This window comes from Klebsiella sp. JN_Kp127, from assembly GCF_040062505.1.
Classification (GTDB): Bacteria; Pseudomonadota; Gammaproteobacteria; order Enterobacterales; family Enterobacteriaceae; genus Klebsiella; species Klebsiella quasipneumoniae.
In genome coordinates this window covers 1-15,069 of the sequence record NZ_JBEAHS010000052.1, presented here as the reverse complement: position 1 = coordinate 15,069, position 15,069 = coordinate 1, and the positions used below count along the sequence as shown (strand labels likewise).

Annotated in this window: 17 protein-coding genes; 8 read left to right on the top strand and 9 right to left on the bottom strand. The window is 57.6% G+C overall.

The window, feature by feature from the left end; genetic code table 11:
- The first annotated feature begins 7 nt into the window (after positions 1-7).
- The 4 genes from accA (at position 8) to tilS (ending at position 5,037) form a co-directional block, all read left to right on the top strand.
- Positions 8-967 carry an acetyl-CoA carboxylase carboxyl transferase subunit alpha gene (gene accA, locus ABLV04_RS20870; RefSeq protein ID WP_004145855.1) on the top strand — a complete coding sequence of 320 codons (960 nt, stop codon included), beginning with the start codon at positions 8-10 and terminating at the stop codon, positions 965-967.
- Between the two features lie 113 nt (positions 968-1,080).
- The gene (locus ABLV04_RS20865; protein WP_032429283.1) at positions 1,081-3,234 is read left to right on the top strand and encodes a lysine decarboxylase LdcC; all 2,154 of its coding nucleotides are present in this window, start codon (positions 1,081-1,083) and stop codon (positions 3,232-3,234) included.
- Between the two features lie 46 nt (positions 3,235-3,280).
- A complete protein-coding gene (locus ABLV04_RS20860; protein WP_002889387.1) occupies positions 3,281-3,670 on the top strand; it encodes a VOC family protein in 390 nt (129 codons plus the stop codon).
- A 53-nt stretch (positions 3,671-3,723) separates the two neighbouring features.
- On the top strand, positions 3,724-5,037 hold the full coding sequence (tilS, locus tag ABLV04_RS20855) for a tRNA lysidine(34) synthetase TilS (RefSeq protein WP_147733740.1): 1,314 nt from the start codon (positions 3,724-3,726) through the stop codon (positions 5,035-5,037).
- A 12-nt stretch (positions 5,038-5,049) separates the two neighbouring features.
- Here tilS and rof read toward each other — a convergent pair whose 3' ends face one another.
- Both rof and ABLV04_RS20845 read right to left on the bottom strand, forming a co-directional pair.
- Entirely contained in the window at positions 5,050-5,310 is a 261-nt protein-coding gene (gene rof / locus ABLV04_RS20850; RefSeq protein WP_002889424.1) for a Rho-binding antiterminator, read from the bottom strand.
- Positions 5,297-5,497, bottom strand: coding sequence for a YaeP family protein (locus ABLV04_RS20845; protein WP_002889429.1), 201 nt, complete (start codon positions 5,495-5,497; stop codon positions 5,297-5,299). The genes rof and ABLV04_RS20845 overlap by 14 nt, the downstream gene beginning before the upstream one ends.
- A gap of 196 nt (positions 5,498-5,693) precedes the next feature.
- On the opposite strand from ABLV04_RS20845, the gene ABLV04_RS20840 reads away from it, so the two are divergent.
- Genes ABLV04_RS20840 through nlpE form a run of 3 tightly spaced genes read left to right on the top strand, consistent with a single transcriptional unit; the run spans position 5,694 to position 7,390 of the window.
- On the top strand, positions 5,694-6,239 hold the full coding sequence (locus tag ABLV04_RS20840; RefSeq protein ID WP_023292054.1) for a YaeQ family protein: 546 nt from the start codon (positions 5,694-5,696) through the stop codon (positions 6,237-6,239).
- On the top strand, positions 6,236-6,649 hold the full coding sequence (gene arfB, locus ABLV04_RS20835) for an alternative ribosome rescue aminoacyl-tRNA hydrolase ArfB (protein ID WP_180265991.1): 414 nt from the start codon (positions 6,236-6,238) through the stop codon (positions 6,647-6,649). The genes ABLV04_RS20840 and arfB overlap by 4 nt, the downstream gene beginning before the upstream one ends.
- A gap of 42 nt (positions 6,650-6,691) precedes the next feature.
- Positions 6,692-7,390 carry an envelope stress response activation lipoprotein NlpE gene (gene nlpE, locus ABLV04_RS20830; RefSeq protein ID WP_086075002.1) on the top strand — a complete coding sequence of 233 codons (699 nt, stop codon included), beginning with the start codon at positions 6,692-6,694 and terminating at the stop codon, positions 7,388-7,390.
- A gap of 158 nt (positions 7,391-7,548) precedes the next feature.
- On the opposite strand, the gene ABLV04_RS20825 is transcribed toward nlpE, so the two are convergent.
- From ABLV04_RS20825 to metN, 7 genes are all read right to left on the bottom strand, one after another.
- Positions 7,549-8,391 carry a YaeF family permuted papain-like enzyme gene (locus tag ABLV04_RS20825; RefSeq protein ID WP_048296748.1) on the bottom strand — a complete coding sequence of 281 codons (843 nt, stop codon included), beginning with the start codon at positions 8,389-8,391 and terminating at the stop codon, positions 7,549-7,551.
- Between the two features lie 59 nt (positions 8,392-8,450).
- Entirely contained in the window at positions 8,451-10,169 is a 1,719-nt protein-coding gene (proS, locus tag ABLV04_RS20820; RefSeq protein ID WP_104467238.1) for a proline--tRNA ligase, read from the bottom strand.
- 112 nt (positions 10,170-10,281) lie between these two features.
- A complete protein-coding gene (gene tsaA, locus ABLV04_RS20815) occupies positions 10,282-10,989 on the bottom strand; it encodes a tRNA (N6-threonylcarbamoyladenosine(37)-N6)-methyltransferase TrmO (protein ID WP_147733741.1) in 708 nt (235 codons plus the stop codon).
- Positions 10,986-11,393: an Rcs stress response system protein RcsF gene (gene rcsF / locus ABLV04_RS20810; protein WP_023292059.1), complete on the bottom strand. Its 408-nt coding sequence runs from the start codon at positions 11,391-11,393 to the stop codon at positions 10,986-10,988. The genes tsaA and rcsF overlap by 4 nt, the downstream gene beginning before the upstream one ends.
- Positions 11,394-11,500: 107 nt before the next feature.
- Entirely contained in the window at positions 11,501-12,316 is an 816-nt protein-coding gene (metQ, locus tag ABLV04_RS20805) for a methionine ABC transporter substrate-binding lipoprotein MetQ (RefSeq protein ID WP_002889445.1), read from the bottom strand.
- Between the two features lie 43 nt (positions 12,317-12,359).
- Positions 12,360-13,013 carry a methionine ABC transporter permease MetI gene (locus ABLV04_RS20800; RefSeq protein WP_004204478.1) on the bottom strand — a complete coding sequence of 218 codons (654 nt, stop codon included), beginning with the start codon at positions 13,011-13,013 and terminating at the stop codon, positions 12,360-12,362.
- A complete protein-coding gene (metN, locus tag ABLV04_RS20795) occupies positions 13,006-14,037 on the bottom strand; it encodes a methionine ABC transporter ATP-binding protein MetN (RefSeq protein WP_002889450.1) in 1,032 nt (343 codons plus the stop codon). The genes ABLV04_RS20800 and metN overlap by 8 nt, the downstream gene beginning before the upstream one ends.
- Before the next feature lie 188 nt (positions 14,038-14,225).
- Here metN and gmhB point away from each other — a divergent pair, with 188 nt between their 5' ends.
- Positions 14,226-14,792 (top strand): D-glycero-beta-D-manno-heptose 1,7-bisphosphate 7-phosphatase, encoded by a 567-nt coding sequence (gmhB, locus tag ABLV04_RS20790; protein ID WP_004204479.1) that lies wholly within the window; start codon positions 14,226-14,228, stop codon positions 14,790-14,792.
- Positions 14,793-15,069: the final 277 nt, after the last annotated feature.

Genomic DNA, 15,069 nt, shown 5'->3' with positions numbered 1-15,069 from the left:
GAATACTATGAGTCTGAATTTCCTAGATTTTGAACAGCCGATTGCAGAGCTGGAAGCGAAAATCGATTCCCTGACTGCGGTAAGCCGTCAGGATGAGAAACTGGATATTAACATCGACGAAGAGGTGCATCGTCTGCGCGAGAAAAGCGTAGAGCTGACGCGCAAAATCTTCGCCGATCTCGGTGCATGGCAGGTTGCGCAACTGGCGCGCCACCCGCGCCGTCCTTACACCCTGGATTATGTCCGCCTGGCGTTCGACGAATTTGACGAACTGGCCGGTGACCGCGCCTTCGCTGACGATAAAGCGATTGTCGGCGGTATCGCGCGTCTTGACGGTCGTCCGGTGATGATCATCGGCCACCAGAAAGGTCGCGAAACCAAAGAAAAAATTCGTCGCAACTTTGGTATGCCGGCCCCGGAAGGCTACCGCAAAGCGCTGCGCCTGATGGAGATGGCTGAGCGGTTTAAAATGCCGATCATCACCTTTATCGACACCCCGGGCGCCTACCCGGGCGTCGGCGCGGAAGAGCGCGGCCAGTCGGAAGCGATTGCCCGCAACCTGCGTGAGATGTCGCGTCTGAGCGTGCCGGTTATCTGCACCGTGATCGGCGAAGGCGGCTCCGGCGGCGCGCTGGCGATTGGCGTGGGCGACAAGGTCAATATGCTGCAGTACAGCACCTATTCGGTGATTTCGCCGGAAGGCTGCGCCTCCATTCTGTGGAAGAGCGCGGATAAAGCGCCGCTGGCTGCGGAAGCGATGGGCATTATCGCCCCGCGTCTGAAAGAGCTGAAGCTGATCGATTCTATCGTTCCGGAACCGCTGGGCGGCGCCCACCGCAACCCGGAAGCGATGGCGGCAAGCCTGAAAGCGCAGCTGCTGGCGGACCTGGCCGATCTCGATCTTCTCAGCGAAGAAGAGCTGCTGAACCGCCGCTATCAACGTCTGATGAGCTACGGTTACGCCTAAGTTTTCCGCTAGCGCAAAACACTAAGGGCCGGATTTTCCGGCCCTTTTTTTATGTGCGATGCGCCCAGGGGATTGCTATGATGCTGGACTTAGGTGAATACCAGGAGGAAAGCGTGAATATCATCGCCATCATGGGGCCTCACGGCGTCTACCACAAAGACGAGCCGATCAAAGAACTGGAAGCGGCGCTGCAGCGCCAGGGCTTTCAGACCATCTGGCCGCAAAATAGCGCCGACCTGCTGCAGTTTATCGAGCACAACCCGCGCATCTGCGGCGTGATCTTCGACTGGGATGAGTACAGCGTCGATCTGTGCAGCGATATTAACCAGCTCAATGAATATCTGCCTCTGTACGCCTTTATTAACGCCCACTCGACGATGGACGTCAGCAGTCAGGATCTGCGCATGACGCTGTGGTTCTTCGAATATGCGCTGGGACTCTCCGAAGAGATCGCCACCCGCATCGGGCAGTATACCCGCGAGTACCTGGACAATATCACCCCGCCATTTACCCGCGCGCTGTTTAACTATGTGCAGGAGGGGAAATATACCTTCTGTACGCCGGGTCATATGGGCGGTAGCGCCTATCAGAAAAGCCCGGTGGGCTGCCTGTTCTATGATTTCTTTGGCGGGAATACGCTGAAGGCGGATGTCTCGATTTCGGTCACCGAGCTGGGCTCCCTGCTGGATCATACCGGCCCTCATCTGGAGGCGGAGGAGTATATCGCTCGCGCCTTTGGCGCCGAGCAAAGCTATATGGTGACCAACGGTACCTCGACGTCCAATAAAATTGTCGGTATGTACTCGGCGCCCGCCGGCAGTACCCTGCTGATTGACCGTAACTGTCACAAATCGCTGGCCCACCTGCTGATGATGAGCGATGTGGTTCCCCTGTGGCTGAAGCCGACCCGCAATGCGTTAGGGATCCTCGGCGGTATCCCCCGGCGCGAGTTTACCCGCGACAGTATTCAGCAGAAAGTGCGCGACACGGGCGGGGCGCAGTGGCCCGTGCATGCGGTGATCACCAACTCCACCTACGATGGGCTGCTCTACAACACCACCTGGCTTAAAGAGACGCTCGACGTTCCGTCGATCCATTTCGATTCCGCCTGGGTGCCGTATACCCATTTCCATCCGATATATCAGGGGAAAAGCGGCATGAGCGGTGAGCGGATCCCCGGAAAAGTCATCTTCGAGACGCAGTCGACGCATAAGATGCTGGCCGCGCTGTCGCAGGCCTCGCTGATCCACATTAAGGGCAACTATGATGAAGAGACCTTTAATGAAGCCTTTATGATGCATACCTCTACGTCGCCGAGCTATCCCATCGTCGCGTCGATTGAGACCGCGGCGGCGATGCTGCGCGGTAACTCCGGTAAGCGCCTGATCCAGCGCTCCATTGAGCGGGCGCTGGATTTCCGCAAAGAGGTGCAGCGACTGCGCGAGGAGTCGGACGGCTGGTTCTTTGATATCTGGCAGCCGGAAGCGGTGGATAAAGCCGAGTGCTGGCCGGTGGCGCCGGGCGATGACTGGCACGGTTTCAAAGATGCCGATGCGGATCATATGTACCTCGATCCGGTGAAAGTCACCATTCTGACGCCGGGTATGGACGAGCAGGGGAATATGGATGAAGAGGGGATCCCGGCGGCGCTGGTGGCGAAGTTCCTCGACGAGCGGGGCGTGGTGGTGGAGAAAACGGGCCCCTACAACCTGCTGTTCCTCTTTAGCATCGGTATCGATAAAACCCGGGCGATGGGTCTGCTGCGCGGCCTGACCGAATTTAAGCGCGCCTACGATCTCAATCTGCGGGTGAAAAATATGTTGCCGGATCTGTACGCGGAAGATCCCGACTTCTACCGCAACATGCGGATCCAGGATCTGGCACAGGGGATCCACCGCTTGATCCGTCAGCACCAGCTGCCGCAGCTGATGCTCAGCGCCTTTGACGTCCTGCCGGAAATGAAAATGACGCCGCATCATGCCTGGCAGCGCCAGATCAAGGGTGAGGTGGAAACCATTGAACTGGAGAACCTGGTGGGCCGGATTTCGGCCAACATGATCCTCCCTTATCCGCCGGGCGTACCGCTGCTGATGCCGGGAGAGATGATCACGGAGGAGAGCCGGGCGGTGCTCGACTTCCTGCTGATGCTCTGCTCAATAGGACGTCATTACCCGGGGTTTGAGACCGATATTCACGGCGCGAAGCGCGATGAGGACGGCGTGTATCGGGTACGAGTCTTAAAAAATGACGAAAGGCTTGCGCGTTAACGGCGCGCACGAGTAACGTGGCTGGCTTAACAGAAGGAGTTTGACCATGCTGGGTTTGAAACGGGTTCACCATATTGCCATCATTGCGACTGACTACGCCCGCAGTAAAGCGTTCTATTGCGATATTCTGGGCTTTACGCTGCAAAGCGAGTTTTATCGCGCCGAACGTGACTCCTGGAAGGGCGATCTGGCGCTCAACGGCGAGTATGTGATTGAGCTGTTCTCGTTCCCGTTTCCGCCGGCCCGACCCAGTCGTCCGGAAGCCTGCGGGCTGCGTCATCTGGCCTTTAGCGTGGATGATATCGACGCTGCGGTGGCGCACCTGACGGCGCATGGCGTGGAGTGCGAAGCGATTCGCGTCGATCCCTTTACCGGTAAACGCTTTACCTTCTTTAGCGATCCGGACGACCTGCCGCTGGAAATATATCAGCAGTAAACCTTGCCAGCGCGACCCTGACCCGGTAACGTGCCGGGCCATCACTTCTCGGTATGTTTGTGATTATGACGGCTAACATTGCGCATACGCTTCATCCCCATCGCCAGCTGCTGGTGGCCTTCAGCGGCGGTCTGGACTCGACGGTTCTTCTGCATCAGCTGGTGCTGCTGCGGGAACAGGATCCCTCTCTGACGCTGCGGGCGGTGCATGTTCACCACGGCCTTAGCGCCCACGCAGACGACTGGGTGGCGCATTGTCGGCAAATTTGCCAGCAGTGGCAGGTGCCGCTGGCGGTGCATCGCGTGACGTTAGCCCGGGGCGGCCTGGGCGTCGAGGCCCATGCCCGCGCGGCGCGCTATCAGGCCTTTCAGGAGACGCTCCGCGCCGGTGAAGTGTTAGTGACCGCTCAGCACCAGGACGATCAGTGTGAAACGCTGCTGCTGGCGTTAAAACGCGGCAGCGGTCCGACCGGCCTGTCGGCGATGGCGCCATCGTCTCCCTTTGCCGGCAGTCGACTGCTGCGTCCTCTCCTCAATGAAACCCGGGAATCGCTGCGCCAGTGGGCGCTCGCCCACCAGCTGTCGTGGATTGAAGATGAGAGTAATCAGGACGATACCTATGACCGCAACTTCCTGCGCCTGCGGGTGATCCCGGTGCTGCGCGAGCGCTGGCCACACTTTAGCGAGGCCGTCGCCCGCAGCGCCAGCCTGTGCGCCGAGCAGGAGCAGCTGCTGGACGAGATGCTGGCGGCGGAGCTGGCGTCGCTGGTGGCCGAAGACGGGTCGCTGGCTATCGCGCCGCTGACGTCGATGAGTTCTCCCCGCCGCGCGGCGTTGCTGCGTCGCTGGCTCGCCGGGCAGCAGGCGCCGATGCCGGCCCGCGAGGTGCCTGAGCGCCTCTGGCACGAGGTGGCGCTGGCGCGGGAAGATGCCAGCCCCTGCCTGCGGTTGGGGGAATTTACCGTCCGCCGTTTTCAGCAGCGCTTGTACTGGGTGAGATATGTACCCGGGCAGACGGACAGCGTCCAGCGCTGGACAGACTGGCGCCAACCGCTGCGGCTGGCGGACGGTCTTGGTGAGCTGGTGCTGCAGCCGGGCGGCAGGCTGCGCCCGCCCCCGGCGGATGAGCCAGTCACCGTCCGCTTTCGCGCCAACGGCCATCTGCATATCGTCGGGCGTCATGGCGGCCGTAAGCTGAAGAAGATCTGGCAGGAGCTGGGCGTTGCTCCGTGGCGACGAGACACCACGCCGCTGCTGTTTTACGGCGAAACGCCGATTGCCGCAGCGGACGATCTGTTTGTGACCAACGAAGGTGAAGTCAAAGACGGGGAAGGGGTCAGTCTGGCGTGGAGGAAAACGGGCGGTTAAGCCCGTTTTGATTCAGGATTCGCTCACCACCACGGTGCCGATTTCCGGGTGACTGAAGCTGGCGATTTTATCCAGGCGCAGCTCGCGGACGTTGCCGGCGAGTTCGACCACAAGATACTCGATATTTTTACGCGAGATTAGATCGCTGGCCTTCGCCTGCAGCTGTTCGCCATCCTTCAGCGCCAGCGTCAGCACCAGGTGATGCTGGCAGGCCAGCTCCAGGTTGTCGTAATCATCGCAGTTAATGGGTTGATAAGTATCATTCATTGACATAATCGCTCACCAGTAAGTTTGCTGCCGCATAAGCGGCCTTTTCCCTGACTGACTCCGAAAGGGCCTCATCCGCCGCAATCTCATTCAATACTTTCAACACGCAACCCAGCGCATCCGGGATATACCCTAAGTCTCCGCTGGCTATTTCCGCATACCGCTTGCGTATTAACTCACAATAGTGGTCCACATGCCCTCCTGTCAGCGTTCTGACTCAACCGTGGGATGCAAGTTTAAGCCTACGAAGATAAACTCTGTTTAGCAAGGGAACTATATCATAGTCATTTAAGCAATTTCAGCAGGATGAAACAGGTTGCTGCGATTGCTGACAGCCTTTTGTCGCCAGTTTCGCTACAATGTACGCCATTTTTTTCAGGAGTTTGTTCATGGCGCTGAAAGCGACGATATATAAAGCCGCGGTGAATGTAGCCGATCTGGATCGCAACCAGTTTCTGGATGCTAACCTGACGCTGGCGCAGCACCCGTCGGAAACCCAGGAGCGCATGATGCTGCGCCTGCTGGCGTGGATCAAATATGCCGATGAGCGGCTGCAGTTTACGCGCGGCCTCTCGTCAGACGACGAGCCGGAGCTGTGGCTGCTTAACGATCATCTCGGGGTTGATCTGTGGATCGAGCTGGGGCTGCCGGACGAGAAACGTCTCAAGAAAGCCTGCTCGCGGGCGCAGGCGGTGGCGTTGTTTGCCTATAACAGCCGGGCGGCTGAAATCTGGTGGCAGCAGAATCAGAACAAGCTTGCGGCATACCCGAAGCTGACTATCTGGTATCTTGATGATGCCCAGCTGGCGCAGCTTAGCGCTTTTGCCGACCGCACGATGACGCTGCAGGCCACTTTGCAGGAGGGGAGCATCTGGTTGTCCGACGCTCAGAATAATCTGGAAATTCAGCTTACCGCCTGGCAAGGGCCGGCATGATTACTATCAGCCGCAGCGTGGCCATTGCCGATAACGAGATCACGCTGGAAGGTATTCGCGCCCAGGGGGCCGGGGGCCAGCACGTGAACAAAGCGTCGACCGCGATCCATCTGCGCTTCGATATTAAAGCCTCGAGCCTGCCGGCGTTTTACAAAGAGCGCCTGCTCGCCGCCAGCCACCACTTAATTTCTGCTGACGGTGTGGTTATCATTAAGGCTCAGGAATATCGCAGTCAGGAGATGAACCGCGAAGCGGCGATCGCCCGGCTGGTGGCCCTTATCAAAGAATTGACCGTAGTGCAAAAAAGTCGCCGGGAGACGCGACCGACTCGGGCATCCAAAGAGCGACGCCTTGCTTCCAAGGCGCAAAAGTCCTCAGTCAAGGCGCTGCGTGGGAAAGTTCGCCAGTGAAGGCGTCGGCGAACGGGTGGAATGGATCATAAGGAAAGTAGAGTGAAGAAAATCATATTCTCCGTGATAGCGGCCTGTTCGCTGTTCGCGCTGTTTGGTTGTAACCATCGCGCCGAAACTGACACGGTCCAGCCGGCGGCGATGGAAGAGCTCAAGCCGATGCAGCAAAGCTGGCGCGGGGTGCTGCCTTGCGCGGATTGCGAAGGCATCGACACCTCGCTGTTCCTGGAAAAAGACGGCACCTGGGTGATGAATGAGCACTACCAGGGCGCGCGTCGTGAACCATCCTCCTTTGCCTCTTACGGCACCTGGGCGCGTACGGCGGATAAGCTGGTACTGACCAACAGCAAGGGCGAAAAATCGTACTTTCGCGCGAAGGGCGACAAGCTGGAGATGCTCGACCGCAACGGGAGCCCCATTCAGTCTCCCCTCAACTATACCCTGGAGCCGGTGAAGGCCAGCCTGCCGACCACCCCGATGGCGATGCGTGGTATGTACTTCTATATGGCCGATGCGGCAACCTTTACTGATTGCGCGACCGGTAAACGCATCGCGGTGGCGAATAATGCCCAGCTTGAGCGGGATTATGCCGCTGCCCGCGGCAATGATTCACGTCCGGTGCTGCTGGTGGTGGAGGGGCACTTTACCCTCGAGGCGAACCCGGATACCGGCGAAATGATGAAAACGCTGATGACGGATCAGGCTGGCAAATTTATTCCTGGGAAGGACTGCGGACACTGATTGTCCGGCTCCTGCCCGGGAAACGGGCAGGGGATACGCCTCAGCGGTAGCCGGCCAGCGGAATTGGGTCATTGTGGTTTTACCGTCCCCCCTTTTCCACTAACCATAGCGCACGAAGCATGAGCCTCATGACGGGGGGTAAAGGGCAAATCGTTCTTTTACTCCGCACCGGCCTTCGGTTTGCTCAACCCCACCAGTTTACCGGCCTGAAGATAAACCCCTGGTTTCAGATGCCCGACATACTGCAGCTGCGTCTCGGGTTTAAAGGTGGCGACATCTCCTTCCCGCATGTGCAGCAGATCGGAAGGGCTGATCCACGCCGCCTGCGCCAGGGTCAGCGGATGCCCGGCTCTGACAAAGGCCTCGCTGACAAACTCCGAGCAAAACCACGCTTTCTTGTCGGGGCTGGCCCCATCGCCCAGTTGCGCTTTGGCCAGGCCGCTTACGCACTGCTGGCGAAAGTTACGCGAGAAAGGGTTGAGCGAGCAGAGCGGTTTGGTGACCATATAAGGGATAAACTGAATAATGCCGCGATAGTTATACCCGCTGTCTTTGACCTGCCAGGCAAAACTTCTCATCGCCATCGCCTGGTCCGGCGTCAGATCGGGCACCCTGAGGGCAAAGAGTTTATCGCTGTGCGCCATCGCTTGCTGTAGCGATATCACCTGCACGCCGGCGCCGGTAGCTTCCGCAATTTGACCCTCGCCGAGATACAGCGCGACGTGGCTCACGGAAGAGGCGCTGAAGGCGCGGATCCCAAGCGAAGTGACGCCAAGGCTGGAGGAGAAGAGCAGGTCGCCGGAATGAAGGTCGCTTTCGGCGATTTCGCGCAGTCCGCTGCCGGCAATCGAGCTTTGACGCTGGAGGGTGACAGCCCATGGCGGTGAGCGGCCATCGGTAGCGGATGCGGAAGGGACGCTGCGGCCGACGTCTACAGTGCAGGCGGTAAGCAGGAGCAGGGCGGAGGTAAGCAGCCAGCTGCTGAGGAGAGGTGCAGTCATGGGTACAGTCCTTGTAAAAAAAAGGCCCTGACATCCGTTCAGGGCCCTGAGTTGGGTGATTAGCCTTTTATCGCTTTAACCAGATATTCCACAATATCCCCGGTCTTGATCAGCTGCTTCTCACCGTTGCGACGATACTTGTATTCGATATCGTCGTTGTCGAGGTTACGATCGCCCAGCACGATGGTGTGCGGGATACCGATCAGCTCCATATCGGCGAACATCACGCCCGGACGCTCTTTACGATCGTCCATCAGCACTTCAATACCCTGGGCGCTCAGCTCGGCGTACAGTTTCTCCGCCAGCTCCTGCACACGGTAAGATTTATGCATGTTCATCGGCAGGATCGCCACCTGGAACGGCGCAATCGCATCCGGCCAGACAATACCGCGATCGTCAAAGTTCTGCTCAATCGCCGCCGCCACTACGCGAGTGACCCCGATACCATAGCAACCCATGGTCAGGATCTGGTTGCGGCCATCTTCACCCTGGACCGCGGCTTTCATCGCCTCGGAGTACTTCGTCCCCAGCTGGAAGATATGACCCACTTCGATACCGCGCTTGATAAGCAGGGTACCTTTGCCGTCCGGGCTCGGATCGCCGGCAACGACGTTACGGATGTCAGCGACTTCCGGCGTGGCGACATCGCGGTCCCAGTTGATGCCGAAATAGTGTTTGCCGTCGATGTTGGCGCCGGCGGCGAAATCGCTCATCACCGCCACAGTACGGTCGATAATCACCGGCACCGGCAGGTTCACCGGGCCCAGGGAGCCCGGACCGGCTTTCACCAGGGCGCGGATCTCTTCTTCGGTGGCGAAGGTCAGCGGGCTGGCGACCTGCGGCAGTTTTTCCGCTTTCACTTCGTTCAGCTCGTGATCGCCGCGCACCAGCAGGGCAACCAGCGGGGAAGCGCTATCTTCAACCGCTTTCACCAGCAGGGTTTTCACGGTTTTTTCGATCGGCAGGTTGAACTGCTCCACCAGCTCGGCGATGGTTTTGGCGTTCGGCGTGTCGACCAGGGTCAACTCCTGGGTGGCGTCCGCGCGCGGCGTTTTCGGCGCAACGGCTTCCGCAAACTCGATGTTTGCCGCGTAGTCGGAGCTGTCGGAGAAGATCACATCGTCTTCGCCGCTCTGCGCCAGCACCTGGAATTCATGAGAGGCGCTGCCGCCGATGGAGCCGGTATCAGCCTGTACCGCACGGAAATCCAGCCCCATACGGCTGAAGATTTTGCTGTAAGCGGCGTACATCGCATCGTAGGTTTCCTGCAGCGATTCCTGCGAAGTGTGGAAAGAGTACGCATCTTTCATCAGGAATTCGCGGGAGCGCATCACGCCGAAACGCGGGCGCACTTCGTCGCGGAATTTGGTCTGGATCTGATAGAAGTTCAGCGGCAGCTGCTTATAGGAGTTCAGCTCGTTGCGGATCAGATCGGTGATGACCTCTTCGTGGGTTGGACCGAGGACGAACGGACGATCGCCACGATCGGCAATGCGCAGCAGTTCCGGGCCGTACTGCTCCCAGCGACCGCTCTCCTGCCACAGTTCAGATGGCTGAACGATCGGCATTAACACCTCGATCGCACCGGCGTTGTTCATCTCTTCACGCACGATGTTTTCGACTTTTTTCAGGACGCGCACGCCGGTCGGCAGCCAGGTGTATAACCCGGAGGCCAGCTTGCGGATCATCCCGGCGCGCAGCATCAGCTGGTGGCTGATTACCTCGGCGTCGGCAGGTGTCTCCTTCAGAGTGGAGAGCAGATATTGGCTAGTACGCATGTTGTAACGGTTCCAGTTAAACGAGCGGAACAGGCTGGTTGCCCAGCCTGAAACAAAAAAAGTGGTTTAGTTTACCAGTGTGGCAAAGATGCCAAAAGAGAGGAAAATAAAATTAGCGCGCTTCGAGGGCAAAGACTTCAAAACCGGAGGCAGTCACTCGCCAGCGGACGTTGAAATCCAGCAGCCAGACGGCGTAATTTTTGCCTGCCTCTTCCTCCTTACGGTAGGCCGGACGCGGATCCTGCGCCAGCACCTCTCGGATAAACGCCTTCAGGTGCGGATAACGCTTCTCCAGATGCAAAAGCTGCGTTTCGACGTCGGCGGTAAAACTGACGACCTGATCCGCCTGCGGCGCCTGTTGCGCGTAGCTGGCGCGCGCGTTGGGCAGCGCTTCGGCAAACGGCAGATAGGGTTTGATGTCGACCACCGGCGTACCGTCGACGAGATCGAGGCTGCCGAGTTCCAGTATCACCTGCTCTTTCTGACAGCGAACGCCCTTCAGCTCAACCAGAGACATGCCAATGGGATTGGGGCGAAAGGTGGAGCGGGTGGCGAAGACGCCCATACGCGCGTTGCCCCCGAGACGGGGAGGGCGCACCGTCGGACGCCAGCCGCCTTCCATGGTCTGATGAAACACAAACAGGATCCACAGATGGCTGAAGCTTTCCAGACCACGCACGGCGTCAGCCTGGTTGTAGGGCGCGATCAGATGGAGTTCTCCGCCGCCGTGCTTGACCAGACCCGGCTGGCGAGGTACGGCAAACTTCTCTTTATACGGCGAGCGGATCACGCCTATCTGCGCGAACTGAAATGCACTCATTGCGCCGAGACGTTAAGCGCCGAGCCCAGACAAACCGCCTGACGGTAGCAGCCTGGGGTGCCGCTGGTCACTTCGCAGCGGTGCAGCAGGACAGCATTGGCTTTCATACGTGCGGCATTAATCTGCAGGCGCTTGCGGGCGGTAGGGATATTCGGCGGAGAATCCTGATTCGAGGCCTGGCAGGACTCGCCAGACACTTCCCCCAGATCGCGGAATGGTTTACCTACCAGCTCTGACGCATCGGTATAAATACGTACCGGCGCCGGACGGGTTGCGCGTGGTTTGCTCGGCTCCGATTTAACCGGGGGAGTTGCAGTGCTTTGAACAGGTTCAACGGGAGATCTGCTTAGCATGGAACAACCGCTTAACATGAGTGCTAACAAACAGACCGGTAAAGCACGCATAGTATTTCCTCAATGAATAAAAAACAGGGCGTTATTGAATCAGGTGCTTGCATAAATGACAAGACGGGCGTGAAGCCCGTCCTGAATGATATTACGGTGAGAAAAGATTACCAGCCTTTCACTGCGCCGCCGTTAAAGATCTTGTTTGCTGCTTCGTAAACTTCATCGCTCTGGTAAGCCTGAACGAATTTTTTCACATTCTCAGCATCTTTATTGTCTTCACGCGCCACGATCAGGTTCACGTACGGCGACTCTTTCCCTTCGACAAAGATGCCGTCTTTCGCCGGGGTCAGGCCAATCTGGCTGGCGTAAGTGGTGTTGATAACGGCCAGCGCAATCTGCGCGTCGTCAAGAGAACGCGGCAGCTGCGGCGCTTCCAGTTCAACAATCTTCAGGTTTTTCGGGTTCTCGACGATATCCAGCGAGGTCGGCAGCAGGCCTACGCCGTCCTTCAGTTTGATCAGGCCCACCTGCTGCAGCAGCAGCAGAGAACGACCGAGGTTGGTCGGATCGTTAGGGACGGCGATCTGCGAGCCCGGCTGCAGTTCGTCCAGCGATTTGATTTTCTTCGAGTAACCCGCGATCGGGTAGACGAAGGTGTTGCCGACAGCCACCAGCTTGTAGCCGCGGTCTTTAATCTGCTGGTCGAGATACGGTTTATGCTGGAAGGCGTTGACGTCGATATCGCCTTTGCTCAGCGCTTCGTTCGGCAGAACGTAATCGTTGAAGGTCACCAGCTCAACGTCAAGGCCATACTTCTCTTTTGCCACTTTCTGCGCGACTTCAGCGACCTGCTGCTCCGCCCCGACGATAACGCCGACTTTAATATGATTTGGATCTTTTTCATCCTGACCGCAACCCACCAGCGCCAGAGAACCGATTAACGCACCAACTGCCGCAAAGGTTTTGAAATTAAAGGCCATGTTATTTCCTTCCTGTAAGAATGAGTGTTGTCTGCCAATAACGTTATTTATGAGTCACAGCCCGGACGATGCGATCGCCAGAGAATTGAATTAAATAAACCAGAATAACCAGCAATACCAGTACGGTATTCATTACGGTGGCGTTGTAACCGATATAGCCATACTGGTAACCAATCTGCCCCAGACCACCGGCGCCCACCGCGCCGCCCATGGCGGAATAGCCCACCAGGGTGATCAGGGTGATGGTGGCGGCGTTGACCAGACCCGGCAGCGCTTCAGGCAGCAGAACCTTACGCACGATCTGCAGCGGCGTGGCGCCCATCGCCCGGGAGGCTTCGATAAGGCCGGTCGGGATCTCCAGCAGGGCGTTCTCCACCATGCGAGCGATAAACGGCGCGGCGCCCACCGTCAACGGCACGATCGCCGCCTGCAGGCCGATTGAGGTGCCGACGATCACGCGGGTAAACGGGATCATCCAGACCAGCAGGATAATGAACGGGATGGAGCGGAAAATGTTCACCAGCGCCGACAGCGTCCGGTACAGTTTAGCATTGGCGACGATTTGCCCCGGACGGGTCACGTACAGCAGCACGCCCACCGGCAGACCAAGGACAAAACCGAAGAAGCCGGAGACAAAGGTCATTGCCAGCGTTTCCCATACGCCGCGCAACAGCAGCCACATCATTGCCTCAGACATAACCCAATACCTCTACTTTTACATGATGTTCCTGCAGCCAGGCGATAGCCGCCTGAGTGTCTTCCTGTGTACCGTGCATTTCGGTCAGCATGATGCCGAACTTCACCCCGCCGGCATAATCCATCTGCGCGCTAATAATGTTGTTATTCACGTTGAAGCGACGCGCGGTTTCAGAAAGCAGCGGCGCATCGACGGAGTGGCCGGTAAATTCCATGCGCAGCATCGGTACGCTATCCGCTGTGGCGGTAGGTTTCAGGCGCGCCTGGTAGTCATCAGGAATATCCAGGTGCAGCGTCGACTGAATAAACTGCTGGGCCAGCGGCGTCTTCGGATGGGAGAAGACTTCGCTCACCGTGTCCTGTTCAATCAACTGGCCGTTGCTAATCACCGCCACGCAGTCGCAGATGCGTTTCACTACATCCATTTCGTGGGTGATCAGCAGGATGGTCAGCCCCAGACGACGGTTAATGTCTTTCAGCAGTTCGAGAATGGAACGGGTGGTGGCCGGATCCAGGGCGCTGGTGGCTTCATCGCACAGCAGCACCTTGGGGTTACTGGCCAGCGCGCGGGCAATGGCGACACGCTGTTTCTGGCCGCCGGAGAGATTAGCCGGATAGCTGTCGTGCTTATCGCCCAGGCCGACAAGATCCAGCAGCTCCGTCACACGGCGTTTGATTTCTGCCTGCGGCGTGTTATCCAGCTCCAGGGGTAACGCTACGTTGCCGAAAACGGTGCGGGATGCCAGCAGGTTAAAATGCTGGAAAATCATGCCAATCTGACGGCGAGCGCGGGTTAGCTCTTTTTCCGACAGCGCAGTCAGTTCCTGACCGTCAACCTGTACGCTGCCCTCGGTCGGGCGCTCCAGCAGGTTAACGCAGCGAATCAGCGTACTTTTACCGGCGCCTGAGGCACCGATGACGCCGTAAATTTGTCCGGCAGGGACATGCAGGCTGACATTGTTCAGCGCCTGAATGCTGCGATTCCCCTGCTGGAACACTTTGGTGATATTGGAAAGTTTAATCATCAGTTATTTATTATCGTTTAGCCGTTTGCCGTGGCATTTTCTTCTGCCGTATCCAGGCGATGCCTGGCAATGAAATGGATGTTAAGGCATCCAGACGTCTAAATCAATCTGACTCTTTATAATGAGCACTTTCTTGCATGCGGAAACATGCGATACTAACGGCACTAGCCTTTTTCAGGAGCAAACCGGTGGCAAAGTCAGTACCCGCAATTTTTCTCGACCGTGACGGCACCATTAATGTCGATCATGGCTACGTCCACGAAATCGACAATTTTGAATTTATCGATGGCGTCATTGACGCAATGCGCGAGCTCAAAGAGATGGGCTACGCGCTGGTGCTGGTCACTAACCAGTCCGGTATTGCTCGCGGTAAATTTACCGAAGCCCAGTTCGAAACGCTGACCGAATGGATGGACTGGTCTCTGGCAGACCGTGGCGTCGATCTGGACGGTATCTATTATTGCCCGCATCACCCGCAGGGTGCGGTTGAGGAGTACCGTCAGACCTGTGATTGCCGTAAACCGCATCCGGGGATGCTGATCTCCGCCCGCGATTATCTGCATATCGATATGGCCGCTTCCTATATGGTAGGGGACAAACTGGAAGATATGCAGGCTGCAGCGGCCGCTGATGTCGGTACTAAAGTGCTGGTGCGTACCGGTAAGCCTGTTACTGAAGAAGCGGAAAAAGCCGCGGATTGGGTGCTAAATAGCCTGACCGAGCTGCCGGCGGCGATTAAAAAGCAGCAAAAATAAGCGTTGCGTATAAAAGATGAGCGGTTGAAATAAAATTGTATTTTTCCGCTTGTCATTCCCGGCGGGCTCCCTATAATGCGCCTCCATCGACACGGCGGATGTGAATCACTTCACACAAACAGCCAGTTCGGTTGAAGAGAAAAATCCTGAAAAACGGGTTGACTCTGAAAGAGGAAAGCGTAATATACGCCACCTCGCGACAGAGCGCTAAAGCGCGTCGCAACTGCTCTTTAACAATTTATCAGACAATCTGTGTGGGCACTCAAAGTGACATGGA

Bases quoted from the DNA above. Each gene is read 5' to 3' on its own strand.
- accA (WP_004145855.1), top strand. From the start codon at position 8: ATGAGTCTGAATTTCCTAGATTTTGAACAGCCGATTGCAGAGCTGGAA.
- ABLV04_RS20860 (WP_002889387.1), top strand. From the start codon at position 3,281: ATGCTGGGTTTGAAACGGGTTCACCATATTGCCATCATTGCGACTGAC.
- tilS (WP_147733740.1), top strand. From the start codon at position 3,724: ATGTTTGTGATTATGACGGCTAACATTGCGCATACGCTTCATCCCCAT.
- rof (WP_002889424.1), bottom strand. From the start codon at position 5,310: ATGTCAATGAATGATACTTATCAACCCATTAACTGCGATGATTACGAC.
- ABLV04_RS20840 (WP_023292054.1), top strand. From the start codon at position 5,694: ATGGCGCTGAAAGCGACGATATATAAAGCCGCGGTGAATGTAGCCGAT.
- arfB (WP_180265991.1), top strand. From the start codon at position 6,236: ATGATTACTATCAGCCGCAGCGTGGCCATTGCCGATAACGAGATCACG.
- ABLV04_RS20825 (WP_048296748.1), bottom strand. From the start codon at position 8,391: ATGACTGCACCTCTCCTCAGCAGCTGGCTGCTTACCTCCGCCCTGCTC.
- proS (WP_104467238.1), bottom strand. From the start codon at position 10,169: ATGCGTACTAGCCAATATCTGCTCTCCACTCTGAAGGAGACACCTGCC.
- tsaA (WP_147733741.1), bottom strand. From the start codon at position 10,989: ATGAGTGCATTTCAGTTCGCGCAGATAGGCGTGATCCGCTCGCCGTAT.
- rcsF (WP_023292059.1), bottom strand. From the start codon at position 11,393: ATGCGTGCTTTACCGGTCTGTTTGTTAGCACTCATGTTAAGCGGTTGT.
- metQ (WP_002889445.1), bottom strand. From the start codon at position 12,316: ATGGCCTTTAATTTCAAAACCTTTGCGGCAGTTGGTGCGTTAATCGGT.
- ABLV04_RS20800 (WP_004204478.1), bottom strand. From the start codon at position 13,013: ATGTCTGAGGCAATGATGTGGCTGCTGTTGCGCGGCGTATGGGAAACG.
- metN (WP_002889450.1), bottom strand. From the start codon at position 14,037: ATGATTAAACTTTCCAATATCACCAAAGTGTTCCAGCAGGGGAATCGC.